Genomic DNA, 26,270 nt, shown 5'->3' with positions numbered 1-26,270 from the left:
AGCACCCCAATGCCCAAGATGACCTTCATCGAGCCGAACGGCACCCGCCACGAGGTGGACGCCCCGCTCGGCCTGTCCGTGCTCGAGGTCGCGCACAAGCACGGCCTGGACCTGGAAGGCGCCTGCGAGGGCTCGCTTGCCTGCTCGACCTGCCACGTCATCGTGGAGCCGGAGTGGTTCGACGTTCTGAACGAGGCCTCGGAGGACGAGGAGGACATGCTCGACCTCGCCTTCGGCCTGACCAAGACCTCGCGCCTGGGCTGCCAGATCATCATCAGCGAGGAACTGGACGGTCTGGCCGTGCGCCTTCCCGGCGGCACCAACAACGCCATGCGCTGACCTACCGCCGCGGCGCCTTGCGGGGCCGCCGCGGTCCGCACCCGCCACCGGGGAACCGGCGCGCCAGCCCGCTCGCGGGCGCGGCGCCCCCGGTTCTCCGGTGGTGAATTTTTTGGGAACCAGCCCATATAGGGCGCCATGATCTCCTACGCCAATTCCCTCGGCATCGCCAAGCGTCCCCAGGACACCCGCGTGGTCGTCGCCATGTCCGGCGGCGTCGATTCCTCCGTCACCGCCGCCGTCCTGCGGGAGGAGGGCTACGACGTGGTTGGCATCACGCTGCAGCTCTACGACCACGGCATCGCCCTGCAGAAGCCGGGCGCCTGCTGCGCCGGGCAGGACATCTACGACGCCCGTCAGGTGGCCGACCGCATCGGCATCCCGCATTATGTGCTGGATTACGAGGGCAAGTTCTCCCAGGACGTGATCGACGACTTCGCCGACACCTATCTGCGCGGCGAGACGCCGATCCCCTGCGTGCGCTGCAACCAGCGGGTCAAGTTCCGCGACCTGCTGAACACCGCCCGCGACCTCGGCGCCGACGCGCTGGCGACCGGCCATTACGTGCGCCGCGTCCAGGGGGCGGCGGGGGCGGAGCTGCACCGCGCCATCGATCCCGGCCGCGACCAGAGCTATTTCCTGTTCGCCACGACGCGCGAGCAGCTGGAGTTCCTGCGCTTCCCGCTGGGCGGCCTGACCAAGCCGGAGACCCGCGCCCTGGCCGAGCGCCACGGGCTGGAGGTGGCGGCCAAGCCGGACAGCCAGGACATCTGCTTCGTCCCCAACGGCTCCTACGCCGACGTGGTGGCCAAGCTGCGCCCCGGCTCGGTCGAGCCCGGTGACATCGTCCATGTCGACGGGCGCGTCCTGGGCCGCCACCGCGGCGTGGTCCATTACACGGTGGGCCAGCGCAAGGGGCTGGGCATTGGCGGCATCCGGGGCGAGGAGGAGCCGCTGTTCGTCGTCCGCCTGGAGCCCGGCCAGCGCCGCGTCGTCGTCGGCCCGCGCCGCGATCTGGCGCGCCGCGTGGTGACGATCCGCGAGGTCAACTGGCTCGGCCCCGCCCTGACCCCCGGCGAGGGGCTGGAGGTCGAGGTGAAGCTCCGCTCCGCCCAGCCGCCGGCCCCGGCGGTGTGGCGGCTGGGTGCGGACGGCACCGCGCAGGCCGAACTGCACGAGCCGCAATACGGCGTGGCGCCCGGCCAAGCCTGCGTCGTCTACCAAGGCGACCGGGTGCTGGGCGGCGGCTGGATCGCCGGAACGGAGGGCTGACGAAAACTTCGCAAAAAGTGAAATTTCAGCGTTGACACCCCGGCCCCCCTGGAATACATAAGCGGCCCCGGCACGAACCGCGGCGGACAACACCGACACGGACCGCGCCGGGAGATGATGGTAAGCACGATGGCAGCGTAGCTCAGTGGTAGAGCAGGGGAATCATAATCCCTTGGTCGGGGGTTCAAATCCCTCCGCTGCTACCATCTTAAACCCTTGATTTCCTTGCGGAGATCAAGGGTTTTTCATTTGTTCACGGTGCATAGAGCGCTTCATGCGCCTTCCGCCTAAGTGCGTGATTTTGCATGAATTCTGTAGGGGTGCCGAATCTCCGTGGCACCACGATGGCACCGCGGATTCCGAAAACGTTCTGACGGCGTTTGTGATGCTCTGGCGGGTCTCTGGAGTGGGCCGGCGCTTGCTTCGCTGGTTTCCGTTGGTGGAGTGATACGCGTCACCGTTCCGTCACCTATGATCAGTTGGCCCAGAAGCTTCAAGAGGTTGGGCTCAACGAAACGCCACCGGCCCGGCCTTTTTGCACCAACGTCCTCGGCATGGCCTCACAAGCCGCTGATCCATGCCCGCGCGAGTTGGTTGGCCAGCGACATCGGCCCGGGCATGCGTGGCTGCGACGACGATTCGGCATGGGCCAGCATGATTTCCACCTCGGCTCGGCTGAACCAGCGGACCTCCTCCAACTCGTTGCCGTCCGGCCGCGCTTCGGCGTCCGCTTCGGCCTCGGCGATGCAGCCGATGGTCAGCACGTGCGGGAACGGCCAGGGCTGCGAGAACAGGTACCGGACGGAAACGAGGTCAACCCCCGCCTCTTCGCGCGTTTCGCGCCGCGCCGCCTGCTCGATCGTCTCGCCGGCCTCGATGAATCCGGCGAAACCGGTGTAGAAGCCGGGTGGGAAACGCGGCTGACGGCCGAGCAGGCACTGGTCCTGCCGAACGACCAGCGTCATCACAACCGGATCCAGTCGGGGGAAATGCTCCGCCCGGCACCGCTCGTTGGCGCAGCGCCGCATGAAGCCGCCCTGGTCGGCAAGGGTCGGCGAGCCGCAAGCCGGGCAGAAGGGGGCCTTCCGGTGCCAGTTGAGCAGCGCGCCGCCCCGCGCCGCGAGCGCCGCCTCGGCGGGCGGCAGCGCCGTGCCGATGCGCCGCAGGTCCTCGAATCGCGTCCGGTTCGACACGAACGCCTGCGCGGCGCTGCCCGGCGCGGCGGCGGCGAAAGTCGTGCAGCCGCCCCGCGTGCTGAGCGGAATCAGCAGATCCTCATGGACGGGCAGGCCGTCCAGGTCGCCGGGGGCGAGCAGGTACAGGGCAACGCTCCCCTCCCCACTTCCTGGCCCATTTCCTGGCCCACTCCCCGGCCCGTTACCGACCATCACCAACGGTCCCGCTTCGGAGAACAGGACGATGCGGCTGGTCGGCGAACTCCGCGCTGCGGCCAGCCGTTCGGGCTGGGCTCGCAGGTCCGGGGCCTCGTCTCCGGGGAAACGTGCAAAGACGATGTTCCGATCCGGCATCGCGGTTGCCTCAAAGATTCTTGCGCGACATGCGGAAAGCCTGGACCTCGAAGGACTCCCACACGCCGTGGACGGCGAAGGGGTCACCGGAGACGAACGCCTCCACCGCCCCCCGGCTGTCGGCCTCGACCAGGATCAGGCTGCCCGCCGATCCCTCGCCATCGTCGCCGGTCAGGGGACCAGCCATGAGGATCGGCAGCGGCGACGCCGTGAGATACGCGGAGTGATCCTTGCCGAACTGGCTGCGGATCGCCGCCGCGCGGCCGCTGTCCTTGCACCATATGGCCCAAATCATGGCTGGTTCTCCTTGGTAAATGATCGACGCTTATGGATCAGAGTTGTTCGGACTTGGCGATCGGCGTTTCCGGCGCTGGATTGAGTACGCTCAAAAGCTTCCGCATGGCGCCAGATGATATCATCACGCCGATGATGACAACAATACCCGCACCGATCTGGGCGATGGTGACGGTCTGGCCGAGAACGAACGACAGAAGCACCGTGAAGACTGGAACGAGGTGGAAGAAGATTGCCGTATCGGCGACACCGATAGCTCGGATGCCGCGATTCCAGAAGATGTAGGCGAGCACCGAGCCGAACACCCCCATGAAGAGGATGGAAGCGTAGGCCTGCCACGGCAGGTCGACGATCTGGACGCCGGGTTCGGTGGTGCGCGCGACCGACCACAGGATGGCGGCACCGAAGATCGTGCTGGCCGCCGTGGTCATCAGGGGCGTGCTGTCCTTGACCAGACGCTTGCCGAGGATGCTGTAGAGCGCCATCGAGACGTTGCCGCCGATCACCAGCAGGTCGCCGATGTTGACGGAAGCCAGACGGTCGCCGGAGTCGACCAGGATCAGCGCCGCCACGCCGGTGAAGCTGATCAGGGTGCCGATCTTGTGGTTGGAGCTTATGGGTTCTCCGAGAAACAGGCCGGCGATGAGCGCCGTCACCAGTGGGTTGGTCGCCATGATCAGCGCGCCGTTGGTGGGCGATGTGTGTTCCATCCCGAAGAAGAAGAAGGCGTTGAACCCCACCACGCCGACGACGGCCATCGCGAGATAACCCAGCCAGTTGCGCTTCAGCCGCGCGACCCAGCCGCGTTCGATGGTCAGCATGAAAACGAGCATCAGGCTCGCCGCCACCAGGAAGCGCAGCCCGGCGGTGGTCATCGCCGGGATGTAGTCCACGGCGATCTTGGCGACGTTGAACGTGAGCCCCCAAAACAGGGCCGAGCATGTCAGTTCGAGATAGACAACCCCTTTGCTCATCATGTGTCTCCTGTTGGCGATGTTTTCGTAGTGGCCGGCGTCGCGGCGATCGGGCCGGCCGCGGCCCGCTCTAGGTCAAGAGCGGGTCCAGCACGTCCCATTGGCGTTCGGCCGCCAGCCTGATCATTTCCGGATCCCGCGACACGATGGTGGGATGCCCCACCTCGGAGAGCATCGGGATGTCCGAGTGGTGGTCGCCGTAGGCCCAGGAGTCGGCGCGGTCGGCGCCCTCGTCCTCCAGCAGCAGCCGGACGGCGGCGGCCTTGCCGGCACCGATCATCTGCTGGGGCAGGATGGCTCCGGTGTAGCGCCCGTTCTCCACCTTCAGGCGCGTCGCCAACACCTTGAAGACGTTCAGCTCTTCGGCGATGGGCTCGAGAAGCTCGGTGAAGGAGCCGGAGACGAGCACCACCCGGGTGTTCGCGGCCTGGTGCCGCCGGATCACCTCAAGTACCGCGGGGAAATAGATGTCCTGCCCGCTCTCGCGGAGTTCGCGGAACCAGTCCCGGACGAGCCGTTGGACCGCCGCCTGCGATCGGCCGGCGAACTCCCGGTAATAGGCCATGTTGATGAATTCGCGCGAGCGCCCGGCCCTCAGATACCCGTTCATCCGCGCCATGAACGCGCGGTGCCGCAGCGGACCGATCACGCCGGGCAAGGGGCCGGTGCGGTTGTAATAGTGATTCGCGAAAACGAACATCGACTTGAACCGGATGACCGTCTCGTCGACATCGAAGAAGGCGAAGCGCTTTCCGGAGGCGTCCAGGGCGGGCTTGTCCGCGACGATGGACGGAGTGCGCATGTCATTCGGCATGGCTGGGTCCATCGTCATGGTGTGGTGACGAATTCGGAGAAGCCGGGCGCCGGTAGCTTGAGCTGCGCGTGCACGTCCCCTCCGAGCCCGAACAGGCCGAGCGCGCCGCCATGGCTCATTTGATAGCTCATCCACAGCAGCACGACGTTGACGACGCGGTTCCGGTCCGGCGTGTCGGAGGCCGGGAAGGGATTGGGCAGCCGCGCCCAGAAGCTTCCTTCGCCGTGGCTGTTGGTGATCATCACGTTCGGGATGCCGAGCGGGCCGGGCCGGGTCGGCCCCAGCGGGTCGAAATCGCGTTCGCGCAGGCTCATGATCGTGTAGAGCGAATCGGCGATCAGACCGGAAAACTGCATTTCGAACCGCGCCGAACGGCCATCGGGGGCGACGCTCACCTCCAGGGCGCCCTTGGCGCGGACCCATTCGCCCAGCGTGATCGGATCGGTGCGCCGCAGCCCGTCCTCGTGCCGCAGGTCGGGAATCGGCGCCGCGTGCAGCGGATAGCTGGGCCGTGGCCGCATGTTGTGCCCGTTCGCCTGCTCGGGCGCGAACCGCATGGCGTAATTGTTGGTCGGAAGCGGGACGGGAAGCGTGCAGAGCACCATCCGCTGGTCCTGGTCGCTCAGGTTCCGCCAATCCAGGGCGCGCACGATCCGATAGGGCGCGTTCGTGCCGAAGGCCGGGACGGGACTGTCCGGCGACACGATCGCACCGCCCCACTCCGAGGCGGTGCCGTGCGCCCGGTGAACGTCGAGGGCGCCGTTGCCGACGGGTTCGCCGCCGTTCCGCTCGCTGCCGCGGTTGATCCGGCCGATGACGACGAAATCGCCATCCTCGTTCATGATCTCGCTCGGCGGGTAGGTTGGACCCTGGGTGGTCAGGGCAAGGTCGTAGGTTCGGGACTGGACCATGGCGCACCTCACGCGACGGCGGCGGCGACAGAGGCGGCGGCGACGGGCCGGACGGCGGACGGCACGGCCACGCGGATGGCGTGGCGGGCGGCCTGCGCCTCCTGGCGCTCGCTCACGCGGGCGTCAATGACGCGGTAGCGCGCGTCGATGGTGGTTGACGTCTGACCGTTCTGCAGGATGAGGATGCGCACCGCGTAGGTCGACTGCACCGGACCGCTGGCGGAGTCCAGCACCTCCAGCGTCATCGTCGCCGGGAGCGGGAAGACGAAGCGCGAGAAGGTCGTCTGCACGCTGTCGATGACGAAGCGCGACGGCTTGTCTGGCGGCGACAGGTAGCGCTCGGTCACCGCGGTCCACAACTGCCGCGCTGCCTCGATCAGGGCGAGGCCCTGGATGTGCTGCCCGGTCTGATGGTCCTCCATGACCTCGTTGCGGTCGTCGAGGAACAGCTCGGCTTCGAAGAGCTGCCGGGAGCGGGCGACCGGGACCGACACCATGATGTTCTTGGCGGCGCGCTTGTGGGTGAGCGCGCTCGTCGCGCGGGTCGGGATGTCCAGATCGGCGGCGGGCTGGCCTGGGCCGGGGGGCAGCAACGCGTTGAGTTCGTCGAGCGCTTCGGGAGCAAGCCCCTGTCCGATCACGATGGGATGGACCACGGCCGCGCCGTTGCGCAGCGCGCCGATGAATTCGGAGACGCCGGACACCTCGGAGTTCCGCGCGAACTCGGCGAAGCGGTCGCCAACAACGATCGACACCGTCTCAATCATCTTTGATTTCCTTGTAAGGCCCGCCCCTCGGCGGGCGGATCGGCCTCGAAGATCCGTCGGGCCACGGCGAGGGCGTTCAGGGCTGCGGGGAAGCCGGCGTAGGCGGCGATCTGGGTGAAGATCTCGATGATCTCCTCTCTGGTCAGGCCGGTCCGCAGCGCGCCGCGCAGGTGGATTTCCAGTTGCGGCTGCGCCGTTCCCAGGGCGGCCAACGCGGAGATCGTGACGATCTGGCGCGTCTTGAGGTCGAGCCCCGGCCGGGTGTAGATGTCCCCGAAGATGAACTCGACGAGATGGCGCGCGAAATCCGGCGCAAACTGGCCGAGTTGCTGGATCACCTGCTCGCCGGCCGGCCCGTTCAGTTCGGTCAGCCGGCGCATTCCCTGGTCGAACCGCGCCGTCACGCCGCCCTCCGGTCGAGTTCCTCGGCGACCTGCGGCCGTGCGTACAGGGTGCAGCGCAGGCCCGAGAGCCCTTGCGCGATGTAGCGGCTCCCCGCTTCGCGCAGGATCTCCTGGTACTGCTGGGTTCGGTAGACCTCGGCGTAGCGCGCCGGTTCGGCCGAGAAGCCGACGACGAACATGACGCCCGGCTCGGTGCTCAGCACCGATTGATAGGAGCGGAAGTCGTCGATCTCGCTGCGCTGGCGCACGGCCTCGTAAATCGTCCGCTCCCGCCACTGCCTGTACTCGGCATAGACGGGCGGCGGGACCTCGATGTGACGCATCTCGACCATCGGCGCGGCGGTGATGGCCTGCGGCGCTGCGATCACGTCCTCGACATGGCCGAGGATCTCGTGCCGCCATTCGCCCGTCAGCCAGGGCGCCACGCCGCGCTCGGCCTCGGTCCGCACCGCCAGTACGGCGGGAAGCTCGGCGAGGCTTGCGAATGCGGTGAGTTCCATCACCTCGTCGCCGGCGAGCGCGACGAAGGTGGCGTGCCCGCCCTCGCGGTCCCGTCGCGCCAACTGGGCCCCGACGGGGAACTTGGCCCCGGGCGCGACCGGGACCCTGGAATGAAGCAGATAGGTTGCTGAGCCCGTCACGATGGGCCTCCTGTTCTTGAGGATCGTTGTGCGGCGTGCGGCAGGACCGTCCGGCGGTCAGGCAAGCGCCGGCGCGGCGGCGACGGGCTGATAGGCCCGCACGAGATCGCCGACGCTCGCCACGTCGGCGATGCTCAGATCCTCGAGGAAGGGGTCCCGGCCGAACCGGCCCTCGAGCGCGATGAGCAGGCTGGCCATCATCAGCGAGTCGAGGTGGAGAGTCCGGGTCAGGTGGCAGTCGCTGCCGATCTCGACGCCCGCGAGGTCGGTACCGGTCAGCAGGAGCCTGATCTCCTCGACGATGGCGTTTTCGATTTCACGCGCGTTCAGCATGTGTAGCCTCCATCGACAATGATTGTTTGCCCCGTGACGAAGGATGAGCGGTCGGACGCGAGGAACATCGCGACGTCGGCGATCTCGCCGATCTCCGCCACCCGCTTCAGGGGCGTGCGTCGCGCGATCCGGTCCCGCCGCTCCGCCGTCAGCGCGGCGACGAGGTCCGTTTCGAAGAAGCCCGGAACGATCGAATTCACCCGGATGTTGAGGGGGCCGAGTTCGCGCGCCATGCTCCGCGTGAAGCCGTCGAGCCCGGCCTTGCTCGCCGTGTAGATCGAGACACCGGGATGACCGCGCACCGAATTGATGGACGACACGTTCACGATGGTGCCGCGGCGCTGCTGCATCATCGGCTTGACGCAGGCCTGGGACAGCGCGATCGGTCCGACGAGGTTCGCGGCGATCACGTCGGCGACGGTCGTCCCCCGGGTGGTCGCGAGCAGTCCCTCGGTAAGCAGCGCCGCGTTGTTGATGAGAAGGTCGATGCGCCCGAACCTGCGGACCACGGCCTTGGCGAAGCTGTGCAGGCTTTCCGGCAGACGGAGGTCCGCCTGCTGCCAGAAGAGCCGGCTCCCCGACCGCGCCTGGAGCGCTTCGATATCGGCGCCCGGCGTGCCCCGGCTGAAGGTCGCCACGCCCCAGCCCTCGTCCAGAAGCCGCTGGACCAGCACGAAGCCGAGCCCACGGCTGCCGCCGCTGACGACCGCCACCCGCTCCGCAGGGGACGGCGGGGGCGCGCTTCCGGTCGGCGGCGCGTCTTGGGAAAGGGACCGCCCGTTCATGAGGCCACACGGACCTTCTTGAAGCGGTCCGAATGCTGCTCGCGATCGGTGACGTCGATCAGGGCCGGAATCTTGAAGGGTTGCAGGCGGCCCCGGCAGTGTTCGCGGATGCGGGCCACCGTCTGCTGCGGCGGCTCGGGCCGGGCCACCCGGACGAGGGCCTGCACGACCATGCCCGTGACCGCGTTCGGCTTGCCGGAGACGGTCGCCTCGACGACGTTGTCGACCTCCAGGAGGACGCTCTCCACCTCGTTGGGATAGACCTTCTCGCCACCGACGTTGATCAGCTCGGACTTGCGCCCGAGGATACGGACATACTCGCCATCGACCTCGACGGCGTCCTGGGTGTTGAAGTATCCGTCCTCGTCGAAGGCGGCCGGCGCGTTGAGGTAGCCGAGCATCGCCATGTCGGATCGTATCCACAGGATGCCGTCGATGATCTTGTGGTCGAAACCGCTGGTCCCGAGTTTGACCCACAGCGAGTCGTTGCTGCGCGACGCCGTCGGCAGGATGCCGACCTCGGACAGTCCGTAGGTCTGCTTGAGACGAACCTGGGGCAGCGCGGCGTTGAGCTTGCGCAACGTCTGCATCGGCATCGGTTCGGTGCCGTAGGTGATCAGCCTCAGGGACGACAGGTCGTGCCGGGTCGCCTCGCCCGACATCAGGCACATGGTCAGGAAGGTCGGTGTCGTGGGCAGCGTGTCGACCTTGTGGGCCTCGATGGCCTTGAAGATCGCCCGGGGTGTGCGCTCCGCGACCGTCACGATGCAGCCGCCCTGGCTGAGCGTGTGCATCAGCGTGTTGATGCCGCCGATATGGTCGAGCGACAGGAAGGCGAGGGTGCGGCGGGGCCGGCGCTGCGTCGTGTCATACCGGCCGAGCAGCTTGGCGAAGTTCAGCACCGAGGCCTTGCTGCGTCCGGTCGTGCCCGAGCTGAACAGCACCAAGCCGGGAGCGCCCAGCCCGCGCAGGCGGCCGTAGAGGGCGTGCGTCGCGGCGCGACCCGTCCTCTCCACGGTCCACTCCCCGTTGCCGGCGGGGGCGACGCGGCACTCGGCCTCCGACACGTCGAGATACTCCTGGCGCTTCGCCGCCGGTCCGGGCGGCAGCGGCACCACGATGTTCCCGTTCGCGATCAGCGCCAGCAGAAGCGCGCAGTTCTCCGGGGAATAGGTGCCTTCGATGGCGACGACACCCCCCGGCGCGACGCTCCTCTCATCAAGAAGGCGCTCCATCGTGCCGATGTCCAGAGACAGCCCGCCGTAGGTGCAGACCTCTCCATGGAAGACCAGGCTCGGCTCTTCGCCAAATCTTGCAAAGTTGGAAATGATTTCTTTGTGCATGCGTCACCACCTCCTCACGCTCCGCAGCGAGGTAAGCGTGTGGACGGGCGGCAGTCCCGTATATTGCGTCGTATAGGAGGAAATATTCTAAAACGTCGGGCGACCGTATATTTCCCAATATTTTTCCATATGTATGAGCCTTGCCAGGGCCGGTCAGGCTATCAGGCGGACGGCACGATCCGTGTCCGCGGGGCACGTCCAGGCAATGGGGAAGACATGACTGATCTCAATGGAAAGGTGGCCCTTCTGACCGGGGCCGGCGGGGGCATCGGGGGCGCGCTGGCCGATGCGCTCTACGCGCAGGGGGCCTTTCTCATTCTGCATTCCGACGATGCCGCGGCGCTGGCTGCCCGCGTCCGCGACGCCGGATGGGACGAGGCCCGCTTCGAACTGAGCGGGCATGATGTCCGGGACTCGGCCGCGGTCGAGGGTGCGGTGGGGCGCGGCATCACGCGTTTCGGCCGCATCGATTTTCTGATCAACATCGCCGGCATCAACCGCTTCGGAGGCATTCTGACATGCACCGAGGAGGAGTGGGACGCCGTCGCCTCGACCAATGTGAAGGGCTATTTTCTGACGGCGCGGGCCATCGTTCCGCACATGAAGGAGGCGGGGAGCGGCGCGATCATCAACATGTCATCCGTCTGGGGAGTTCGCGGCAACCCGCGCATGATGGCCTATTCGGCCTCGAAACACGCGGTGGAGGGCTTCACCAAGTCCCTGCGGGAGGAGGTGGCTCCTTGGGGGATCAAGGTGTCGAGTCTGGTCGTCGGCATCGTCGACACCGCGTTCCGCGACGCGATGCGCGACCACGTCCGCTTCAGCGACGAGCAATGCCAACGGATGCTGACTCCCCAGGACGTGGTGGATTCCCTCCTCTACGTCCTGCGCAGCTCGCCGCGGGCGCTGCCGTCGAGCATCACCCTGGAAGCGTGGCTGATCCAGTGACCCAGGGGCCGCCGATGAGCGTCCCGAGATCCGTCGAGAGTGCGAGGCGACCCATGTTCATCAGACCACGGAAGACGAACATACACATTCATGTGCAGGGACCGCAGGATGGGCCGCCGGTGCTGCTCCTGCACTCTCTCGGTACCAACCATCACGTCTGGGATCCGCAGGCCGAGGTCCTTGCGCGGCGATTCCGCGTGATCCGCCCGGACATGCGGGGTCACGGCTTGAGCGAGGCCCCGCCCGGACCGTACGGGATGGAGGATCTGGCCGACGACGCCTTCGCCGTGCTGGACGCGCTCGGCGTCGGACGCTGCTTTGTCGGTGGTGTTTCCATCGGCGGCATGATCGCTCAAACGATGGCGCTGAAAGCGCCGCACCGCGTCGGCGGTCTCGTGCTGGTCGACACCTCGATGGCGACCGCGGTTCCGGCCATGTGGCGGGAACGGGCAGGGCAGGTGCGGGCAAGCAGCGTCGCTCCATTCGCCGACGCGATCACGGCGCGCTGGGTGACGCAGGGTTTTGCGGACAGTCCGGAGATGCAGGGCCTGCGCACGATGCTGCATCAAACAGCGGCAGAGGGTTTCGCCGGCTGTGCCGAGGCGCTTGCCACGGCCGATCTTTCGGCGCGCGTCGGCGACATCGCGGCCCCCTCCCTAGTCATCGTCGGCGACCAGGACCAGTCCACGCCGGTGGCCGCGGCCCAGGCCCTGTGCGCGGCCCTCAAGGGGACGCTCGTGGTTCTGCCGGACGCGGCGCACATTCCGAACCTCGAGCAGCCGGCCCGGTTGGCTGACACGATGCTGCGCTTCCTGAGCGCCCAGTCGTCCTAGCCCCACCTTGGCCTTTCGATTCGTTGCTGCGCGGGCTGGGCGCGGGGCGGGGAACGCTGACGGAGCGTTCCCCGTCTTTGGCACGGTGGCGTCTTCGATGCCCGGACGGCGCCAACCCGCCGCCTGACGGATCAGCCGTGCGCGCCAGGAATTTCCTGCGGAGCCCCGGCAATGCCCCGGCAGCGCCGAGGCACGGGGGCCGCTGGTGATGGCCTCGCGCAGCTGATTGTCCTCAGCCAACCCGGCGAAGAACCCTGTTGCGGCGGCAATGCCGCCGTTCAGGTTTGCGAGGGTTCGAGAATGAGAAACCCTTCAGTTTGGGATCGGTGAAGCGGCGATCGAAAGCCGGTGTGGCTTGAAAATCGCGACATATGTGTGAAACCGCCCCCGTAGGCTCTGGCGAGACCAACCTGAACGACCTCGTCCAGCATCCAAATCTGGGTTTCGATGTTGCGTTCGATCACCTCGACGCAGGCAACCATGTCGCGTTCCAGAAGCGCTTCGCTCAACCTGTGGCGATATTCTTCGATTTGAGCGGCTCCGACGCTGCTTTCCGAATATATGTCCCAAATGAATTTCATCCTGTCGCTTATGTTCCGGTAGATCCGCATGATTTCATGGTTTCCAACGGCGGCTATGATGTTTTCGCAAATCTTTAATTTGAATGGCGATCCGCTCTCCCCATTGCGGGACAGCTCGGGAGATATCAGGAGAGTCTCAACCTGATCACGGAGGTTGGTGCGCAACAGAATATGAATGGCTCCAATCGCAATGCTTCCACGCAATTGGAAGAGATCGCGCAGCTCTTCGATGTCGATATGCCTATTGTAAAATCCCCTGCCGCTCGAACGGGCCAGGTACCCTTCATTCAGCAACCGGTTCAGTGCCTCGCGAACCGGCGTCACGCTCACATTCAGTTTGTCGGCAACGTCCGCAATATGGATTTGGTGGCCTGGTGGTATCTCAAAACTAATGACGAGCTCTTTGAGCTGCTGGTAAACGCGATCGACGACTTTGGACGAATGTGTCATGGCATCATCTCCGCTGTCTCTTTATCCAAGCCTGGATTGCGTTCTGTAATCGAACGGGTAGATGGTCGATCCGCATGAGCAGACGCATAAACACCGTGCTGCTTGAAGAAAGGCGTAGAGTTAAAGTGCATCCATCGATGAACGTGGAGGATCGGCGCGGGGGTCTTTGAGCGCTTGGTAATCGGACGACCATCCGGGGCGAGGACCATTGGAGCGAACGACGCCACGTTCGTCCTGCATTCATGCCGGCAACCAGTGATGCGGTCGACGCATGAAGGCTTCCATCGAGCCCAGGCCATCTCACCTGCCGTGAGGTGAGAAGCAATGTTCGTCTGGTTCATCACCCTGGGGGCAAAGGGCCGCATCGCCGCGACCGGGATGCGACGGAGCGCGCGCGCAGTCGGATCCTTTGGCGGCTGACCCACGGGCATTCGGCTTCTTTCATGGCCAAGCTCCCCGGCCGTGGCTCTCCGGCCGGCCGGCGCTTCCCTCTGGTGCTCGATGGCGTCAGCTGCCACGTTTCCGCTCGCCTGGGCATGCCGGACGACCGGACCGTGGCGCCCCGACCCCGTTATACGCTGGGAGTGCCCGCCCAGCGTTGTCGTGCGCTCGCCAATGAACCCGAGCTCCTCAAGGCCGCCACTTTGTTCCGCTGTTGGGGACAGTTCGTATGGCATGTTGGCAATGGAAGCTTTCAGGCGCTGTCCGCATGACACCATACCATAGTATTACAAGCATGGCTTTCATGATGATCATATATGGATACAAGCCTGTCAATGGAGGATTTTTAAATATTGTTTCATGGTAGGATGCGTATTTATTTTTGTAGAGAACTATTTGCTGGGGCGTTGGTGCAAAAAGGCCGGACCAGTGGTGTTCGGGAGGCCAAGCGGTTATAAAGGCGGCCCGCTGAAGCCGAGCCTCCGATGCCGGACGAGGCCAATGAGCCCCGCCGCCGCAAGATCCCCAAGGCCCGCTATCGTGTGGAGAATTGGGTGGCCCACGATGCGGCGCTTCGCCGGCGCGGTGACTTGGCGGTGTGGGTGAGGCCGGAGGCGCCGCCGCCTGGACGCTGCCCGCTGCGGGCCGACGCGGCCGGCCGGCGCGCTGCTCCGATGTCACCATCGAGACCGGGCTGACGCTGCGTCTGGCGTTCGGTCGGCCATGGCGGCAGACCGAGGGTTTGCTGGGCCCGCTCATACGCCTGCTCGGCCTGGACCTGCCGGTTCCGGATCACACGACCTTCTCCCGGCGCAGCGCCATTCTGGAAGGTCGCGTCAGCGCCGGCCAGGACGGACGGACCGGTCTCCGTGGTGATCGTCTCCACGGGGCTGACGGTGTTCGGCAAAGGTGAGTGGCACCTGGAAAATCACGGCTCGTGCCGGTTTGCGCACATGGGGGTATTGCGGGTGGCGGCCCTCGAAGCATGGGCTTGGCGTTTACAACCGAGCAGCAACCACGACGCCGACGAGGGCAGCCATGGAACAGTACGTGGGGTTGGACATGCCGCAGGCCCAGGCTCCATCTGTGCAGTCGATGGAACTGGGAAGGTGCTCTGGCAGGGCAAGTGCCCCACCACGCCGGAGACGATCGCCACGACACTGCGTGAAGGCGGCGCACGGGGTGCTGTCCTGATGACCACGTGAACCGGCGCGGCGATCCCGCGCGCCCCCACGCTGCCGCGTAGGGTCCGCAACAACAACCCCGGCAATCTGCGCCACGGCGACGATTGGCTGGGCCTGTCCGCCATCCAGACCGACGCTGCGTTCCGCCAGTTCGACAGCCCGCTCTACGGACTGCGGGCGCTGATGCGGGTGCTGTTGAACTACCGGCGCAAGACGGACCCGCAGGGCCGGCGCATCGTCACCATCCAGCAGGCGATCAGCCGCTGGGCGCCGCCGTCCGAGAATGACACCGCCGCCTATGTGAACAGGGTGGCCCGCCGCCTGGGCTTCGATCCCGACGCGCCGCTGGATTGGGGCTATGCCGAGACGCTGACCGGCATGGCCCGCGCCATCGTCACCCATGAGAATGGCCGGGCGCCGCGGGACTTCCCGGCGGACTGGTACAGCCCCGAACACCATCACCGGGCCGCCATGATGGCCCTTGGCCTGACGGAGGTGTGACATGCTCCAGCTTCTTCCCCTGCTGATGCCGATCATCACCGAACTGGTGGAGCGCATCCCCGATCCACAGGCGCAAGCCAAGGCGGCGGCGGAGATGCAGGCCAAGGTCATCGACGTGCTGTCCGCGTCCGATTCGGCACAACTCCAGGTCAACGCCGCAGAGGCCGCCCACCCATCCCTGTTTGTTGCCGGCTGGCGCCCAGCGGTGGGGTGGCTGTGCGTGCTCGGGCTGGGGGTGCAGACGGTCGTGTACCCGCTGGCCGGCTGGGCGCTGACGGTCTACGCGCCGGGCACCAGCCTGCCGCAGATCGACACGGAAACGCTGCTCGGGCTGCTGGTGCCGATGCTGGGCATAGGCACCTTGCGGACCGTCGAGAAGCTGAAGGGGGCGGCGAGGTGATCCGCGGTTAACTGCCGGTGGCTTCGACGTGTGAGACTTTCGTCTCATGCGCTGAGAAGGCCCTTGATCTTGAACTCAGTGCCACGGTTTGCAACAACCTGTGCAAACCGTGGCCTGAAACCCCGCAAAAACACTCGTTTTTCGCCTGCTGCGACGGCAGCGATCCGGTCGACTGAATAAGCCTGGGCACTCACATTGCGAAAGCCCCCGTAAACTGTTTCGGCGGCGGTAAAAGGTGAGTAGTGTGCGGGTGATGCAACTCCCAGAATGCGTGGTGCCGCTGGTTCGATTCCATAGGAGAACGCAGGTAAACTGCCTCCCGAATAGACGGATGAGTCGTCCATCTGGGAAATGTCCGTCAAAACCTCTTTCGTCCGAAAGGCTGCGAAACAGGACAGCAGGCAGAGCCTTTCCGTATCGATATGGACCGCCTATAGCGCTACGTTTTTTTCGGCTGCCAGCGAACCGCCTTCGTCTCTTAAGCGATTTATCTATCCGCTCACAATAAATCAAAGTTGGAAGACCTGCTTTATAATCTATAAGCGGTACTACGTATTTCTTAGATGCCAAAATGGGTAAGCATACGGATGGCATATATTTATAAATAGCACCCACCCAAAAACACCGCTCGACAGATTGTAGATGAATGGAAATTATAGATATTACGCATCCGGAGAAAGTTGAGCTGAGTATTTTATAATGTCAAGAAAACTGTTGGGGGGTTTGAAATGGAATTCAGTAAATTGCTTGGATATGGCTTAAGCGGATTGGGGCTTTCGCTCGCTATATTGTCTTATCGCTTGCTATTGGCCGAGCAAAAAGTCGCGCGTCCCCGATCCAGCATAATCACCTCAATATACGTCTTCATGGTATTTTCAGTTGTACTCACATTAATTGGACTGTCATACGAATATATGAGGATTGGGATGCTATCCGGCGATAGTCGCGCTGAATCTCTCGCCGAAAATGTACCTGACCAGATGTGGTACGATGTGACCAAAGCTACAAGGAACAGACTGTTCAACGGGCAAACGCCAAAAGAGTACAGTAGAGGATTTTTAGAATTGTCGGAGTCGTCAGCAACTATCATTAGCTTACCTTCCGGATCATGTCGTAATTACATTGCCATGACGAAGCCTTCTAACAAAATTGACGTATCTGTTACTTCAATTTCTCCAACTGTTCAAAAAACAATAGGACGAGAGATGCACATTGTAACTGGGCGCATTTGTTCTGCAAAATCACCAGAAGAAACGGATGCTCAAATAGAAGTGACGATGGTGAAAGGAAGAGGCCCTTTCATTGTTGAGGCATATGACCCTGGAGATTAAGATAATGGAAATAGTTTCCGGATAGGGTTCTCGAGCTTATTGAAATCTCTGACGATGACGCGCTTGAGAAGTCCGGCCAAGCCCTTGGAATACGCCTGTGCCGCTCGGTGGTGGTGAGCGGATCTGGCGGGAGGGTTTAGAGCGCGCATCGAATCCCCGTTTCTATGGGTTCAAACCATTGATTTTGCTTGGCCTGGAAGAGGTTTTGATCTGCACTCTTAGAGCGCCTAACAGAACCATCTCTGGACGAAGCGCCAGCAGATGAGGCTGGCCGCGATATGGTGAAAGGCAGTGAAGATGTCGGCGCGCCGTTCGTAGCGGACGGCGATGCGGCGGAAGCGGGCAAACCAAGCGAGCGTACGCTCGACCACCCATCGATATCGGCCGAGACGCTCGCTGCTTTCGACGCCACGCCGGGCAATCCGCGGAATGATCGCTCGTTGGCGCAGCGCCCGCCGGCAGTGAGCGAAGTCGTAGCCCTTGTCGGCATGCAGCTTGGCCGGTCGCCGCCGGGGCCGGCCCGCACACTGGCGGATCGCCGGCACGGCATCGACCAGCGCCTCCAGCAGCTTGCTGTCGTGCCGGTTGGCTGGCGAGATCCTCAGGGCGAGCGGGATGCCGTTAGCATCGACGAGGATGTGGCGCTTGGAGCCCGGCTTGCCGCGATCCGTCGGGTTCGGGCCGGTCTCCTCACCCCCCTTTTTGCCGGGACGCTGGCGCTGTCCACCGCCGCACGATCCCAGTTGATGGCGTTGGCATAGCCGAGACGGTCGAGCAGCACACGATGCAGCCGTTCCCACACGCCAGCCCGATGCCACTCGTGCAGACGCCGCCAGCAGGTCATACCCGAGCCGCAGCCCATCTCCACCGGCAGAAGCTCCCAAGGAATACCCGTGCGCAGCACGAACAGGATGCCGGTCAGCGCAGCACGATCGCACAGCCGGGGCCGTCCGCCTTTCGGCTTGGGCGGCTCCGGCGGGATCAGAGGTTCGATGATCGCCCACAAGGCGTCGCAAACAAGAGGGGCTGCCATGCCCCTACCAACCGTTCCCAGCCGGTTTTGTTACGCACTCTTAACCCAACTGCCGTTCCATTTGGCGGGCGATCTGGCTGCCTTGAGCCGGGTCGTGCCCGAGGTGGCCGTAAGCCTATGGTCATCTGCAACGCCGCATGGCCTATCAGCTTCTGAATCCGCTTGGGCCGGAGCCCCATCTCAATCCACAGGCTGGCCGCCGCGTGACGGGGCTTGTGGAAACTGAAGTGCAGCTTCCCATCGTCCGTCACCAGTCCGGCTTCCACCATGAGTGGCTTCCACCAGCGGTTCCGGAGGATGGTGTGCGACTCGACGGTGCTGATCTTGGTGGGAGATACGAGGTGCCGCCCGCCCAAGCCAGAGCTTGGAGCAAAGCCCATGACGGCATCTAGGGCGTGGCCGAGCCACGCGCGTAGGGCTTTCGCCGCGTCTGAACCGAGAGAAAATCTGCTTTTGTTCCGCTCAGACGGGGAACTTGATTGTAGGACTGTAACGGTGGCAGCACTCCGCTGCTGCCATCAAGAAAGCCCGTCAAGTCTTCGACTTGGCGGGCTTTTTCTTTGATCAAAGCAGGACGCTGCGCTCCGCTTCAATCCTCCGTCAATGCATGGGCCATGGCGTCCTGCAACGGCGCCAGCACATAATCGATGGCCCGGCGCTGGCCGGTCGCGATCAGCACGTCGGCGGGCATGCCCGGATGCAGGGCCGCCGGGCCGATGCGCTCCAGCGCGCCGGGCAGAGGGCGGATGCGAGCCACGAAGTAGGGGGCGTGGGTCGTCGGGTCGGTCAGGCGGTCGGCGGAGACGTCCACGACGGTGGCGTCGATCGAGGGCGTGCGGCGGGGCTTGAAGGCGCTGAGGCGGACCTGCGCGGTCTGGCCGGCCTTCACCACGTCGATGTCCAGCGGGTCGATGCGCGCCTCGATGGTCGGCGGGCCGCTGTCCGGGACGATGTCCATCAGCGGCTCGCCCGGCTTCACCACCCCACCCACGGTGAAGACGGTCAGCCCGACCACGCGGCCCGGAACCGGGGCGCGGATCTCCGTGCGCTCCACCGCGTCGCGGGCGGCCTTCAGGCGGGCGGCGGTCTGGTCCAGGGCGTTCTGCGCCTCCTCCATCTCGGCGGCGATGTCGGACCGGCGGGCCGTCTCCTTGGCATGGAGCTGGGTGTCGGCGACCGTCACCGCTTGCTCGGCCAGCAGGGCGCGGGCGTGGGATTGATCGCGGGTGCCGGCCAGATCGGCCATGGCGCGCTTCAGCGACAAGACCCGCAGCTTGCGCTCCAGACCCTTGTTGAAGAGGTCGAGCACGCCGGCCAGTTCCTCCTCGATGTAGACGATCTGCTCGGCCGCCGCGCGCTCCTGGGCGCGGTGGGCGGTCACCTCGCGCTCGGCCTGGAGGCGCTGCTCGCGCAGAACGGCGATGTCGCCGTCGTGGCGGGTCCAGCGGGCGGCGAACAGCTGCTGCTGCACGGCCAGGGCGCGCCGGGCGGCGGGGGCCCCGTCCACCAGGTCTGTCGGGACGGAGAAGGCGCGCTGGTCGGCGTATTCGGCGCGCAGGCGGGCCATGCGGACCAGGGCGGCGGCCTGTTCGGTGGACAGCTCCTCCAGGGTGGCGCGGCTCTGCGTCCCCTCCAGGCGGAGCAGGGTCTGGCCGGCGGCCACCGTGTCGCCGTCGCGCACCGCCAGTTCGGCGACGATGCCGCCTTCCAGATGCTGGATGGTCTTGCGGTTGCCGTCCACCACCACCGTGCCCGGTGCGTGGGCGGCGCTGTCCAGCGGGGCCAGGAAGCCCCAGCCGAGCCCGGCGCCCAACGCCAGGGCGATCACCGCGCAGCCCGCCCGCACCGCTCCGCCGATGGAGGGCTCGGCGCGGCGCGGCTCCGCCGGAATGGCGCTTCGGCCCAGCAGCGTGTCGGTCGTCGTCATCGCGAAGTCTCCAATCAGAGGGTTGCAGCAGCCGGCTGCGGGGTGGCGGCGCCATTGGGGCTCCCCAGGCGCCGGACCATCTCGGCCCGCGTTGCGGTCTGGTCGATCAGGCCGTCGCGCAGCACGACGATGCGGTCCACCGCGTCGAGGACGCAGCGGCGGTGGGCGATCACCACCACCGCGGCCCCGCCGGCCTTGGCCTCGGCAATGGCGCGCAGCAGCGCCGCCTCGCCGGCTTGGTCCAAGTTCGCGTTGGGCTCGTCGAGAACGAGCAGGCGGGGATCGCCGTAGAGGGCGCGGGCCAGCGCGATGCGCTGCCTCTGCCCGCCGGAGAGCAGGGCGCCGCCCTCGCCGATCGCCGTCCGGTAGCCGTCGGGGAGGCGGCCGATCATCTCATGCACGCCGGCCCGCCGCGCCGCCGCGGTGACCAGCGCCGGGTCGGGCTCGCCCAGCCGGGCGATGGCGTCCTCCACCGTGTCGCCGAGCAGGCCGACGCCCTGCGGCAGATAGCCGACATGCCGGCCGCAGTCGTCGCGGTGCCAGCGCCACACATTGTGGCCGTCGAGGTAGACGCCGCCCTGGGTCGGCTCCAGCACGCCGACCAGCAGCCGGGCCAGCGTGGACTTGCCCGCCGCCGAGGGGCCGACGATGCCCACCGCCTCGCCCGGCTCCACCGAGAAGGAGAGGCCGCGCAGGGTCGGGCGGTCCGATCCCGGCGGGACGTAGGTCACGCGGTCCAGCAGCAGGGAGCCGCTGGGGCGGGGCAGGGGGACGCCCGGCGCGGGCATCGCATCCGCCGTGAACAGGCCGCGCAGGCGGCGCAGGCTCTCGCGGGCCGAGGACCAGTTGCGCCAGGAGTCGATCAACTGCTCGAAGGGCGCCAGCGCCCGGCCCATCAGGATGGAGGCGGCCAGCATGCTGCCCGGCGACACCTGCCGGTCCAGCACCAGCATCGTGCCGGCGGCGAGGATCGCCACCTGGGCGGTCATCCGGCAGACCTTGGCGAGCGAGGCGACGGTCTGCGCCCGTCCGGCGGTCCGGTTGACCAGCCGCAGATGGTCGTCCTCAACCGCCTGCCAGCGGCGGCGCAGATTGCCCATCATGCCCATGGCGGCGACGGCCTCCACGCCGTGCGACGCCGCCTCGACCTCGGCGCCGTGGCGGCACAGGGCGCGGTTGGCCTCCGCCGCACCCGGCATGGTCAGCATGCGGCCGAGCAGGCTCACCCCGACCAGACAGAGGATGCTGCCGCCGCAGACGAGGCCGTAGAGCGGGTGGATCAGCGTCAGGAACAGCAGGAAGACGAGGCTGAGCGCGGCGTCGAGCGGGGCTGTGAGGCTCGGCCCGGACAGGAACTGGCGCAGTTCGTTGAGATCGCGCAGCACCTGGGCCGGGCGGCTGGCGCCGCCGCGCAGCAGGCCGCCCATCGACGCCTCCAGCGCGTCCATGGTCAGGCTGCGCGCCGCCAGATGCCCCATGGCCTGGGTCAGTCGTCCGCGGATCGCCTCGACCAGCCCGAACACGGCGAAGCAGCCCAGCGCCAGCAGCGACAGGGCCACCAAAGTCTCCACGCTGCGGCTGCCCAGCACGCGGTCATAGACCTGCATCGTGTAGAGCGGCATCGCCAGTTGGATGAGGGCAAGAAAGACGCTGAATCCGCCCGCGGCGGCGAGGCCGGTGGCGATGCGCCGGCGGATCGCGCGCAGGGCCGGCGGGTGGGCGGATGGGCTGCGGCGGGATTCCCGTGCGGCCATGGGAAGGGCGCTCCTGTCGTCCGGAGAAGGGAAAGGGGCGCGCCGGGAAGGACGGCGCGCCCGGGACCTCGGTCAGGCGGATCAGTAGAAGGAGATGTCGCCCATCGGGTTGTCGCCCTTCACGATCAGATCGTGGAAGCCGGTGTCGTTGGCCGCGTTCCACGTGACGACGTAGTAGCCGTCCTTCTGCCAGATGCTGTATTGGCCGTCGGCGGGCGCGCTGGTCGAACCGGCGTAGCTGTAGCTGCCCTTCAGCCAGATCTGGTCCTCGTCCTTGAAGTCGGTGATGGTGTCGGCGTTGCCGGCGTAGATGTCGCCGCTGTCCTTCGTCTCGAAGAAGAACCAGTCCGCCCCGGCCCCGCCGGTCATCTGGTCCTTGCCCGTGCCGCCGTAGAGGTCGTCGAAGGTGTCGCCGCCGCTCAGCGTGTCGTTGCCGTCGCCGCCGTAGAGCTTGTCGTACCCGCTCTCGCCGTAGAGCTGGTCGTTGCCGCTGCCGCCATAGAGCGTGTCGGCGCCGTAATAGCCCATCAGCAGGTCGTTGCCCGACTCGCCGTAGAGCACGTCGTTGCCGTTCCAGCCGTCCAGCGTGTCGTTGCCGGACCAGCCGAGGATGGTGTCGTTGCCGTCATAACCCTGCACGTAGTCATTGCTGACGCCGTACTTGATCATGTCGAGATAGTCGGCGTTGTTCGTGCCATAGACGTTTGCCATGATGCGTTTCCTTCGGATCAGGGGATTGTGCCATGCAGGGGGAGGGATGTTCTTCGGCGTTCCTTTTGCCGGTTCGTTCCGAAGACCTCGCCCTTGCACAGCCATTCTTCCCGGATCGGGCATCCGGCACTGTTGTCCACTTCACAGTTTTGCACAGGAGAGAAAAAGCGCTGCGGTCAGCGCCGCCGGTGCAGGATCATCCCGCCATGGTGCAGCACCCCGTCGATGAAGTCGCCGTCGGCGGTGAAGCCGGTGTCGTCCCAATAATCGATGTGGTCGCCGGTGACTTGATAGCGGCCCTGGTACGCCTTCTCCCGGCTGCCCCGCGCCTCGACGTAGCGGTTGTTGGGGAGAAGTTCATGGCGGACGCGGCCGTCCTCGGTCACCCACAGGCCGGCATAGGGGTGATCCGCTTGGGGGTGATCCGCTTGCGCCACCCCAGGCCGGTCGGCGGTCTGGGCGAGCGCCTTGCGGTCGGGCAGGGCCTCGGCGCCGGAGGCGAGCAGGGCGGCGGTCAGGGTGGCGGTCCGGGCGAACGCGCGTTTCATGGCGTGCCTCCTTCCGACGGGCGGCGCTCGGCGAACAGTTCCGACAGGGTGCGTGCGGCGGAGATCGCGCGGGGGAAGCCCGCCGGGACCGTCACCATGTAGACGATCTCCTTCAACTCGTCCTCGGAGACGCCGGCGTTGAGCGCGTAGCCGGCGTGGATCTTCATGAAGGCCGTCTCGCCGATGGCGGCGAAGGCGGCGACCGCGGCCAGTTGGCGGGTCCGCGTGTCCAGCCCCGGCCGCGACCAGACGTCGCCCAGCGCGTAGGCCTCGGTGGCCTCCGCCAGGAAGGGGAACTCCTCGCGCATCCGCTCCAGGGTGGGGTGGGGCTGGCCGTTGTTCAGGTTGCGGATCACCTCGCCGCCGCGCTTGGCGCGCTCCTCCGTGGTCAGGGCGCTGGCCAGGGCGGCGGCTGGCATCGCCGGAACCGCGGCGAGCAGCCCCGTCGCGACGAGGGTGCGCAGGCGTGCGGGGGGACGGGTGAGGGTGTCGGTGCCGTGGGTCATGCTCACATCCTCCTCGATGAATGGCTCAATGGCTGGCCGTGGGACGGACCACGATCTCGTTGGTGTCCACGTCGTCCGGTTGCTCGATGGCGTGCAGGATGGCCCGCCCGATGGCGTCCGGCTTGATGGAGACGGCGCGGTAGCTCCGCATCAGCTCCTCGGCCTCCGGGTCGGTGATGGTGTGGGCCAGTTCCGATTCCACGACGCCGGGGCAGACGCAAGTGACGCGCAGCCGCTCGTTCTCCTGGCGCAGCCCGTCGGAAATGGCCCGCACCGCGTATTTTGTCGCGCAGTAGACGGCGGCGGTCGGCGACACGGCGAGGGCACCGATGGAGGCGATGTTGATGATCTGGCCGAAGCCCTGGCCGTTCATGACCGGCAGCACCGCGGCGATGCCGTAGAGGACGCCGCGGATGTTGACGTCGATCATGCGGTCCCATTCCTCGACCTTCAGCGAGGTCATGGGGGACAGCGGCATGACCCCGGCGTTGTTGACCAGCACGTCGATGCGCCCGAACCGCTCCTGCGCGAAGGCGGCGAAGGCGGCCATGTCCTCGCGGCTCGTCACGTCCAGCGCGCGGACCTCGGCGGTTCCGCCACCGGCCCGGATGTCGGCGGCCAGGGACTCCAGCCGGTCGGTCCGGCGGGCGCCGAGCACCAGCTTCGCCCCGGCGGCGCCGAGGACGCGGGCGGTGCCCTCGCCGATGCCGCTGGAGGCGCCGGTGATGAGGATTGTCTTGTCGGTGATCGCGGTCATGTCGTGCTCCCTTCCGTCGATCGTTGCGGTGACGGAGACAAGCTATGATCTGGCGGGCGATGGTTCGAGTTGCCAATCATGAACGGGCTGGTTAGCATATCTAACCAATGAGCGATCCCTTCGAAGGCATGGCGGCGTTTCTGGCGGTTGCCGAGACGCTCAATTTCCGCCGGGCGTCCGAGCGCCTGGGCGTCACCCGCTCCGCCGTCAGCCAGACGGTCCGCCGGCTGGAGGACCGCATCGGCGTGCCGCTTCTCCAGAGGACGACGCGCAGCGTCCGGCTGACCGACGCGGGCGCGCATCTGCTTGCCGCGACGCGCCCGGCGCTGGCGGAGATCGGCACGGCGCTGGAGGTCATCGCCTCGACGCACGGGGCGCCCGGTGGAACGCTGCGGCTCGCCGTTTCGTCCATCGCGGAAAGCATCCTGGAGGGCGAGGCGCTGGCCGGCTTCCTGGCCGCCTACCCGTCGGTCGGCGTCGACATCCTGGTGACCGACGAGGAGTTCGACATCGTCGCGGCGGGTTTCGACGCGGGCGTCCGGCTGGGCGAAGCGATTGAGCAGGACATGATCGCGGTGCCGGTCTCCACCCCGCAGCGGCAGCTGGTGGTGGCCTCACCGGCCTATCTGGCGGAGGCCGGCCGCCCATCCCATCCGCGCGACCTGCTCGCCCACCGCTGCATCGGCTGGCGTCCGGCACCGGACGTGGCGCCCTACCGCTGGGAGTTCACGGAGGAAGGCCGCGACTTCGACATCGCGGTGAGTCCTCGGGTCGCCACCAACGACATGGGGATGATGGTCCGGCTGGCCCTGGCCGGCGCCGGGCTCACCTGCGGCATGGAGGAAACGTTCCGGCCCCATCTGGAGCGTGGCGCGCTGGAGGCGGTCCTGGAGGAGTTCTGCCCGCCCTTCGCCGGCTTCCACCTCTACTATCCGAGCCGCCGGACTGTGCCGCCGCGGCTGCGCGCCCTCATCGACCATTTGCGGGCGCGGAACGGCGCGTCGACGAGGGCGTCACGTCAGGGGTAAGTCGAGGCGTTGCCGCGGCATCAGCGCGAACACGCCCCAACCCAGATGGTCCCGCGTGTGGGTGGCGTAGCGCACAGGTTCCGAGGTCAGCTTGGCTCGAACGTCCTTCGCGAAGTCATCGCCGGGATTGGCGTCCAGCCAGCGGCGCATGGTCAGCCATTTGGCGGCCTCGTAGCGGTCCCAGCCGTCCTGGTCGGCCAGAACCATCTCGACGACGTCGCAGCCAAGGCGGTCGAAGGACGCGAGAAGCTCAGGGAGCGTGAGGAAGTCGGCGATGGCGTTGGCGAGGCACCCCTTGGCAATCTCTTCCGTCGGCGGGAGCTGCCGCCAATAGGGCTCGCCGATGAGGATGATCCCTCCGGCGCGCAGGCTTTGGGCCAAAAGCTCGACCGTGCCGACGACACCACCGGCGATCCAGGTGGCGCCGACACAGGCGGCCACATCGACCTTCTCGTCGGAAACGTATCCGGCGGCATCGCCATGGATGAATGTGACACGATCGGCGACCCCGAGTTCGACGGCACGGAGCTTCGCGTGCTCGGTGAACAACCGGCTCATGTCGATGCCGGTGCCGGTGATGCCGTGATCGCGTGCCCAACTGCACAGCATCTCCCCCGAACCGCTGCCGAGGTCGAGCACCCGGGCTCCGGACTCCAACCGCAGCGCCGCGCCGAGCGTGGCGAGATTTTCCGGTGTGATCGGGTTGTGAATGCGGTGGGCGCTTTCACTGATGGTGAATATTCGAGGAATGTCCACTTTGGGAGACGTCCTTGAACGGATGCTGAGAGTGGGCGGACTCGCCTCGGCACGAAGGAGGGGGTCCGGCGAGCGAGAGTGGTGGAGCGATGGCTGCGCGGAATTGCAGGATAACCTGCGAGGCGCGTCTCAACAAGTTCTCACCAGGGTTGTGCCAATCTCCGCGCTTGAACGG

At 66.2% G+C, this 26,270-nt stretch carries 29 protein-coding genes, 1 tRNA gene and 2 pseudogenes; 10 read left to right on the top strand and 22 right to left on the bottom strand.

Annotated elements, in window-relative coordinates; genetic code table 11:
- The first annotated feature begins 9 nt into the window (after positions 1–9).
- The 3 genes from Sp245p_RS11370 (at position 10) to Sp245p_RS11360 (ending at position 1,817) form a co-directional block, all read left to right on the top strand.
- Positions 10–339 (top strand): ferredoxin family 2Fe-2S iron-sulfur cluster binding protein, encoded by a 330-nt coding sequence (locus tag Sp245p_RS11370; RefSeq protein ID WP_035672428.1) that lies wholly within the window; start codon positions 10–12, stop codon positions 337–339.
- Positions 340–477: 138 nt separating this feature from the next.
- Positions 478–1,611 (top strand): tRNA 2-thiouridine(34) synthase MnmA, encoded by a 1,134-nt coding sequence (gene mnmA / locus Sp245p_RS11365; RefSeq protein ID WP_109138511.1) that lies wholly within the window; start codon positions 478–480, stop codon positions 1,609–1,611.
- A 131-nt stretch (positions 1,612–1,742) separates the two neighbouring features.
- Positions 1,743–1,817 (top strand) — tRNA-Met (locus tag Sp245p_RS11360).
- Positions 1,818–2,171: 354 nt separating this feature from the next.
- Here Sp245p_RS11360 and nudC read toward each other — a convergent pair.
- The 11 genes from nudC to Sp245p_RS11305 all read right to left on the bottom strand — a co-directional run bounded on the left by nudC (position 2,172) and on the right by Sp245p_RS11305 (position 10,406).
- On the bottom strand, positions 2,172–3,140 hold the full coding sequence (nudC, locus tag Sp245p_RS11355) for an NAD(+) diphosphatase (RefSeq protein ID WP_014239841.1): 969 nt from the start codon (positions 3,138–3,140) through the stop codon (positions 2,172–2,174).
- A 10-nt stretch (positions 3,141–3,150) separates the two neighbouring features.
- Positions 3,151–3,435, bottom strand: a complete 285-nt coding sequence (locus tag Sp245p_RS11350; protein WP_014239842.1) for a YciI family protein — start codon at positions 3,433–3,435, stop codon at positions 3,151–3,153.
- 37 nt (positions 3,436–3,472) lie between these two features.
- On the bottom strand, positions 3,473–4,411 hold the full coding sequence (locus Sp245p_RS11345; RefSeq protein WP_109138510.1) for a DMT family transporter: 939 nt from the start codon (positions 4,409–4,411) through the stop codon (positions 3,473–3,475).
- A 67-nt stretch (positions 4,412–4,478) separates the two neighbouring features.
- Entirely contained in the window at positions 4,479–5,222 is a 744-nt protein-coding gene (locus tag Sp245p_RS11340; protein ID WP_041810959.1) for an HAD family hydrolase, read from the bottom strand.
- Positions 5,223–5,236: 14 nt separating this feature from the next.
- Positions 5,237–6,133, bottom strand: a complete 897-nt coding sequence (locus Sp245p_RS11335; RefSeq protein WP_109138509.1) for a hypothetical protein — start codon at positions 6,131–6,133, stop codon at positions 5,237–5,239.
- Positions 6,134–6,141: 8 nt separating this feature from the next.
- Complete coding sequence (locus Sp245p_RS11330) at positions 6,142–6,900, bottom strand: AfsA-related hotdog domain-containing protein (RefSeq protein WP_014239846.1); 759 nt, start codon at positions 6,898–6,900, stop codon at positions 6,142–6,144.
- Positions 6,897–7,304 (bottom strand): carboxymuconolactone decarboxylase family protein, encoded by a 408-nt coding sequence (locus Sp245p_RS11325; RefSeq protein WP_014239847.1) that lies wholly within the window; start codon positions 7,302–7,304, stop codon positions 6,897–6,899. Before Sp245p_RS11325 ends, Sp245p_RS11330 begins: the two co-directional genes overlap by 4 nt.
- The gene (locus tag Sp245p_RS11320) at positions 7,301–7,945 is read right to left on the bottom strand and encodes a hypothetical protein (protein ID WP_014239848.1); all 645 of its coding nucleotides are present in this window, start codon (positions 7,943–7,945) and stop codon (positions 7,301–7,303) included. The genes Sp245p_RS11325 and Sp245p_RS11320 overlap by 4 nt, the downstream gene beginning before the upstream one ends.
- 57 nt (positions 7,946–8,002) lie before the next feature.
- Complete coding sequence (locus tag Sp245p_RS11315; RefSeq protein ID WP_014239849.1) at positions 8,003–8,278, bottom strand: acyl carrier protein; 276 nt, start codon at positions 8,276–8,278, stop codon at positions 8,003–8,005.
- Positions 8,272–8,991: an SDR family NAD(P)-dependent oxidoreductase gene (locus tag Sp245p_RS11310; protein WP_198421076.1), complete on the bottom strand. Its 720-nt coding sequence runs from the start codon at positions 8,989–8,991 to the stop codon at positions 8,272–8,274. Before Sp245p_RS11310 ends, Sp245p_RS11315 begins: the two co-directional genes overlap by 7 nt.
- A 68-nt stretch (positions 8,992–9,059) precedes the next feature.
- On the bottom strand, positions 9,060–10,406 hold the full coding sequence (locus tag Sp245p_RS11305; protein WP_014239851.1) for a class I adenylate-forming enzyme family protein: 1,347 nt from the start codon (positions 10,404–10,406) through the stop codon (positions 9,060–9,062).
- A gap of 216 nt (positions 10,407–10,622) precedes the next feature.
- Between Sp245p_RS11305 and Sp245p_RS11300 the strand changes: the two genes are divergently transcribed.
- A complete protein-coding gene (locus tag Sp245p_RS11300; protein WP_014239852.1) occupies positions 10,623–11,354 on the top strand; it encodes an SDR family oxidoreductase in 732 nt (243 codons plus the stop codon).
- Entirely contained in the window at positions 11,240–12,187 is a 948-nt protein-coding gene (locus tag Sp245p_RS11295; protein ID WP_082188132.1) for an alpha/beta fold hydrolase, read from the top strand. The genes Sp245p_RS11300 and Sp245p_RS11295 overlap by 115 nt, the downstream gene beginning before the upstream one ends.
- A gap of 278 nt (positions 12,188–12,465) precedes the next feature.
- Here Sp245p_RS11295 and Sp245p_RS11290 read toward each other — a convergent pair whose 3' ends face one another.
- Positions 12,466–13,218 carry a GntR family transcriptional regulator gene (locus tag Sp245p_RS11290; protein WP_041810961.1) on the bottom strand — a complete coding sequence of 251 codons (753 nt, stop codon included), beginning with the start codon at positions 13,216–13,218 and terminating at the stop codon, positions 12,466–12,468.
- A gap of 926 nt (positions 13,219–14,144) precedes the next feature.
- Here Sp245p_RS11290 and Sp245p_RS11285 point away from each other — a divergent pair.
- From Sp245p_RS11285 to Sp245p_RS11275, 3 genes and pseudogenes are all read left to right on the top strand, one after another.
- Positions 14,145–14,621, top strand: a pseudogene (locus Sp245p_RS11285) (transposase); the annotation flags it as partial.
- A gap of 405 nt (positions 14,622–15,026) precedes the next feature.
- On the top strand, positions 15,027–15,344 hold the full coding sequence (locus tag Sp245p_RS35400) for a hypothetical protein (RefSeq protein ID WP_014239856.1): 318 nt from the start codon (positions 15,027–15,029) through the stop codon (positions 15,342–15,344).
- Position 15,345: 1 nt separating this feature from the next.
- Positions 15,346–15,744, top strand: a complete 399-nt coding sequence (locus Sp245p_RS11275) for a 3TM-type holin (RefSeq protein WP_014239857.1) — start codon at positions 15,346–15,348, stop codon at positions 15,742–15,744.
- 44 nt (positions 15,745–15,788) lie between these two features.
- On the opposite strand, the gene Sp245p_RS11270 is transcribed toward Sp245p_RS11275, so the two are convergent.
- Positions 15,789–16,088, bottom strand: a complete 300-nt coding sequence (locus Sp245p_RS11270) for a hypothetical protein (RefSeq protein ID WP_129557166.1) — start codon at positions 16,086–16,088, stop codon at positions 15,789–15,791.
- Between the two features lie 384 nt (positions 16,089–16,472).
- Here Sp245p_RS11270 and Sp245p_RS11265 point away from each other — a divergent pair, with 384 nt between their 5' ends.
- Positions 16,473–17,075, top strand: a complete 603-nt coding sequence (locus Sp245p_RS11265; protein ID WP_129557165.1) for a hypothetical protein — start codon at positions 16,473–16,475, stop codon at positions 17,073–17,075.
- Between the two features lie 227 nt (positions 17,076–17,302).
- On the opposite strand, the gene Sp245p_RS11260 is transcribed toward Sp245p_RS11265, so the two are convergent.
- The 8 genes and pseudogenes from Sp245p_RS11260 to Sp245p_RS11225 all read right to left on the bottom strand — a co-directional run bounded on the left by Sp245p_RS11260 (position 17,303) and on the right by Sp245p_RS11225 (position 24,311).
- Positions 17,303–18,108 (bottom strand): IS5 family transposase gene (locus tag Sp245p_RS11260; protein ID WP_088123925.1). Its coding sequence is split into 2 segments (ribosomal slippage): positions 17,303–17,781 and positions 17,781–18,108, totalling 807 coding nucleotides; the frame shifts between segments, so codons are not numbered across the junction.
- Positions 18,057–18,542 (bottom strand): annotated as a pseudogene (locus Sp245p_RS36515) (tyrosine-type recombinase/integrase); the annotation flags it as partial. The pseudogene Sp245p_RS36515 and the gene Sp245p_RS11260, both read right to left, overlap by 52 nt.
- Positions 18,543–18,697: 155 nt before the next feature.
- Positions 18,698–20,035, bottom strand: coding sequence for an HlyD family type I secretion periplasmic adaptor subunit (locus tag Sp245p_RS11250; protein ID WP_109138508.1), 1,338 nt, complete (start codon positions 20,033–20,035; stop codon positions 18,698–18,700).
- A 14-nt stretch (positions 20,036–20,049) separates the two neighbouring features.
- Positions 20,050–21,789 (bottom strand): type I secretion system permease/ATPase, encoded by a 1,740-nt coding sequence (locus Sp245p_RS11245; RefSeq protein WP_109138507.1) that lies wholly within the window; start codon positions 21,787–21,789, stop codon positions 20,050–20,052.
- Positions 21,790–21,870: 81 nt separating this feature from the next.
- Positions 21,871–22,500 carry a calcium-binding protein gene (locus tag Sp245p_RS11240; protein ID WP_014239866.1) on the bottom strand — a complete coding sequence of 210 codons (630 nt, stop codon included), beginning with the start codon at positions 22,498–22,500 and terminating at the stop codon, positions 21,871–21,873.
- 176 nt (positions 22,501–22,676) lie between these two features.
- The gene (locus tag Sp245p_RS11235) at positions 22,677–23,048 is read right to left on the bottom strand and encodes an Atu4866 domain-containing protein (protein ID WP_014239867.1); all 372 of its coding nucleotides are present in this window, start codon (positions 23,046–23,048) and stop codon (positions 22,677–22,679) included.
- On the bottom strand, positions 23,045–23,554 hold the full coding sequence (locus Sp245p_RS11230; RefSeq protein ID WP_014239868.1) for a carboxymuconolactone decarboxylase family protein: 510 nt from the start codon (positions 23,552–23,554) through the stop codon (positions 23,045–23,047). The genes Sp245p_RS11235 and Sp245p_RS11230 overlap by 4 nt, the downstream gene beginning before the upstream one ends.
- Before the next feature lie 25 nt (positions 23,555–23,579).
- Positions 23,580–24,311, bottom strand: a complete 732-nt coding sequence (locus Sp245p_RS11225) for an SDR family oxidoreductase (RefSeq protein WP_014239869.1) — start codon at positions 24,309–24,311, stop codon at positions 23,580–23,582.
- Between the two features lie 107 nt (positions 24,312–24,418).
- On the opposite strand from Sp245p_RS11225, the gene Sp245p_RS11220 reads away from it, so the two are divergent.
- Complete coding sequence (locus Sp245p_RS11220; protein WP_014239870.1) at positions 24,419–25,339, top strand: LysR family transcriptional regulator; 921 nt, start codon at positions 24,419–24,421, stop codon at positions 25,337–25,339.
- Here the strand turns inward: Sp245p_RS11220 and Sp245p_RS11215 are convergent.
- Positions 25,325–26,095: an SAM-dependent methyltransferase gene (locus Sp245p_RS11215; RefSeq protein WP_014239871.1), complete on the bottom strand. Its 771-nt coding sequence runs from the start codon at positions 26,093–26,095 to the stop codon at positions 25,325–25,327. The genes Sp245p_RS11220 and Sp245p_RS11215 overlap by 15 nt on opposite strands.
- Between the last annotated feature and the right edge of the window lie 175 nt (positions 26,096–26,270).

The organism is Azospirillum baldaniorum (genome assembly GCF_003119195.2).
Classification (GTDB): domain Bacteria; phylum Pseudomonadota; class Alphaproteobacteria; order Azospirillales; family Azospirillaceae; genus Azospirillum; species Azospirillum baldaniorum.
Note: the sequence above shows the minus strand (reverse complement) of the source record. Positions and strands in the feature narration are given on the sequence as shown.

Excerpts from the sequence above, each read along its gene's own strand:
- Sp245p_RS11370 (WP_035672428.1), top strand. The coding sequence starts at position 10 with ATGCCCAAGATGACCTTCATCGAGCCGAACGGCACCCGCCACGAGGTG.
- mnmA (WP_109138511.1), top strand. The coding sequence starts at position 478 with ATGATCTCCTACGCCAATTCCCTCGGCATCGCCAAGCGTCCCCAGGAC.
- nudC (WP_014239841.1), bottom strand. The coding sequence starts at position 3,140 with ATGCCGGATCGGAACATCGTCTTTGCACGTTTCCCCGGAGACGAGGCC.
- Sp245p_RS11350 (WP_014239842.1), bottom strand. The coding sequence starts at position 3,435 with ATGATTTGGGCCATATGGTGCAAGGACAGCGGCCGCGCGGCGGCGATC.
- Sp245p_RS11345 (WP_109138510.1), bottom strand. The coding sequence starts at position 4,411 with ATGATGAGCAAAGGGGTTGTCTATCTCGAACTGACATGCTCGGCCCTG.
- Sp245p_RS11340 (WP_041810959.1), bottom strand. The coding sequence starts at position 5,222 with ATGCCGAATGACATGCGCACTCCGTCCATCGTCGCGGACAAGCCCGCC.
- Sp245p_RS11335 (WP_109138509.1), bottom strand. The coding sequence starts at position 6,133 with ATGGTCCAGTCCCGAACCTACGACCTTGCCCTGACCACCCAGGGTCCA.
- Sp245p_RS11330 (WP_014239846.1), bottom strand. The coding sequence starts at position 6,900 with ATGATTGAGACGGTGTCGATCGTTGTTGGCGACCGCTTCGCCGAGTTC.
- Sp245p_RS11315 (WP_014239849.1), bottom strand. The coding sequence starts at position 8,278 with ATGCTGAACGCGCGTGAAATCGAAAACGCCATCGTCGAGGAGATCAGG.
- Sp245p_RS11305 (WP_014239851.1), bottom strand. The coding sequence starts at position 10,406 with ATGCACAAAGAAATCATTTCCAACTTTGCAAGATTTGGCGAAGAGCCG.
- Sp245p_RS11300 (WP_014239852.1), top strand. The coding sequence starts at position 10,623 with ATGACTGATCTCAATGGAAAGGTGGCCCTTCTGACCGGGGCCGGCGGG.
- Sp245p_RS11295 (WP_082188132.1), top strand. The coding sequence starts at position 11,240 with ATGCCAACGGATGCTGACTCCCCAGGACGTGGTGGATTCCCTCCTCTA.
- Sp245p_RS11290 (WP_041810961.1), bottom strand. The coding sequence starts at position 13,218 with ATGACACATTCGTCCAAAGTCGTCGATCGCGTTTACCAGCAGCTCAAA.
- Sp245p_RS35400 (WP_014239856.1), top strand. The coding sequence starts at position 15,027 with ATGCGGGTGCTGTTGAACTACCGGCGCAAGACGGACCCGCAGGGCCGG.
- Sp245p_RS11275 (WP_014239857.1), top strand. The coding sequence starts at position 15,346 with ATGCTCCAGCTTCTTCCCCTGCTGATGCCGATCATCACCGAACTGGTG.
- Sp245p_RS11270 (WP_129557166.1), bottom strand. The coding sequence starts at position 16,088 with ATGGACGACTCATCCGTCTATTCGGGAGGCAGTTTACCTGCGTTCTCC.
- Sp245p_RS11265 (WP_129557165.1), top strand. The coding sequence starts at position 16,473 with ATGGAATTCAGTAAATTGCTTGGATATGGCTTAAGCGGATTGGGGCTT.
- Sp245p_RS11250 (WP_109138508.1), bottom strand. The coding sequence starts at position 20,035 with ATGACGACGACCGACACGCTGCTGGGCCGAAGCGCCATTCCGGCGGAG.
- Sp245p_RS11245 (WP_109138507.1), bottom strand. The coding sequence starts at position 21,789 with ATGGCCGCACGGGAATCCCGCCGCAGCCCATCCGCCCACCCGCCGGCC.
- Sp245p_RS11240 (WP_014239866.1), bottom strand. The coding sequence starts at position 22,500 with ATGGCAAACGTCTATGGCACGAACAACGCCGACTATCTCGACATGATC.
- Sp245p_RS11235 (WP_014239867.1), bottom strand. The coding sequence starts at position 23,048 with ATGAAACGCGCGTTCGCCCGGACCGCCACCCTGACCGCCGCCCTGCTC.
- Sp245p_RS11230 (WP_014239868.1), bottom strand. The coding sequence starts at position 23,554 with ATGACCCACGGCACCGACACCCTCACCCGTCCCCCCGCACGCCTGCGC.
- Sp245p_RS11225 (WP_014239869.1), bottom strand. The coding sequence starts at position 24,311 with ATGACCGCGATCACCGACAAGACAATCCTCATCACCGGCGCCTCCAGC.
- Sp245p_RS11220 (WP_014239870.1), top strand. The coding sequence starts at position 24,419 with ATGAGCGATCCCTTCGAAGGCATGGCGGCGTTTCTGGCGGTTGCCGAG.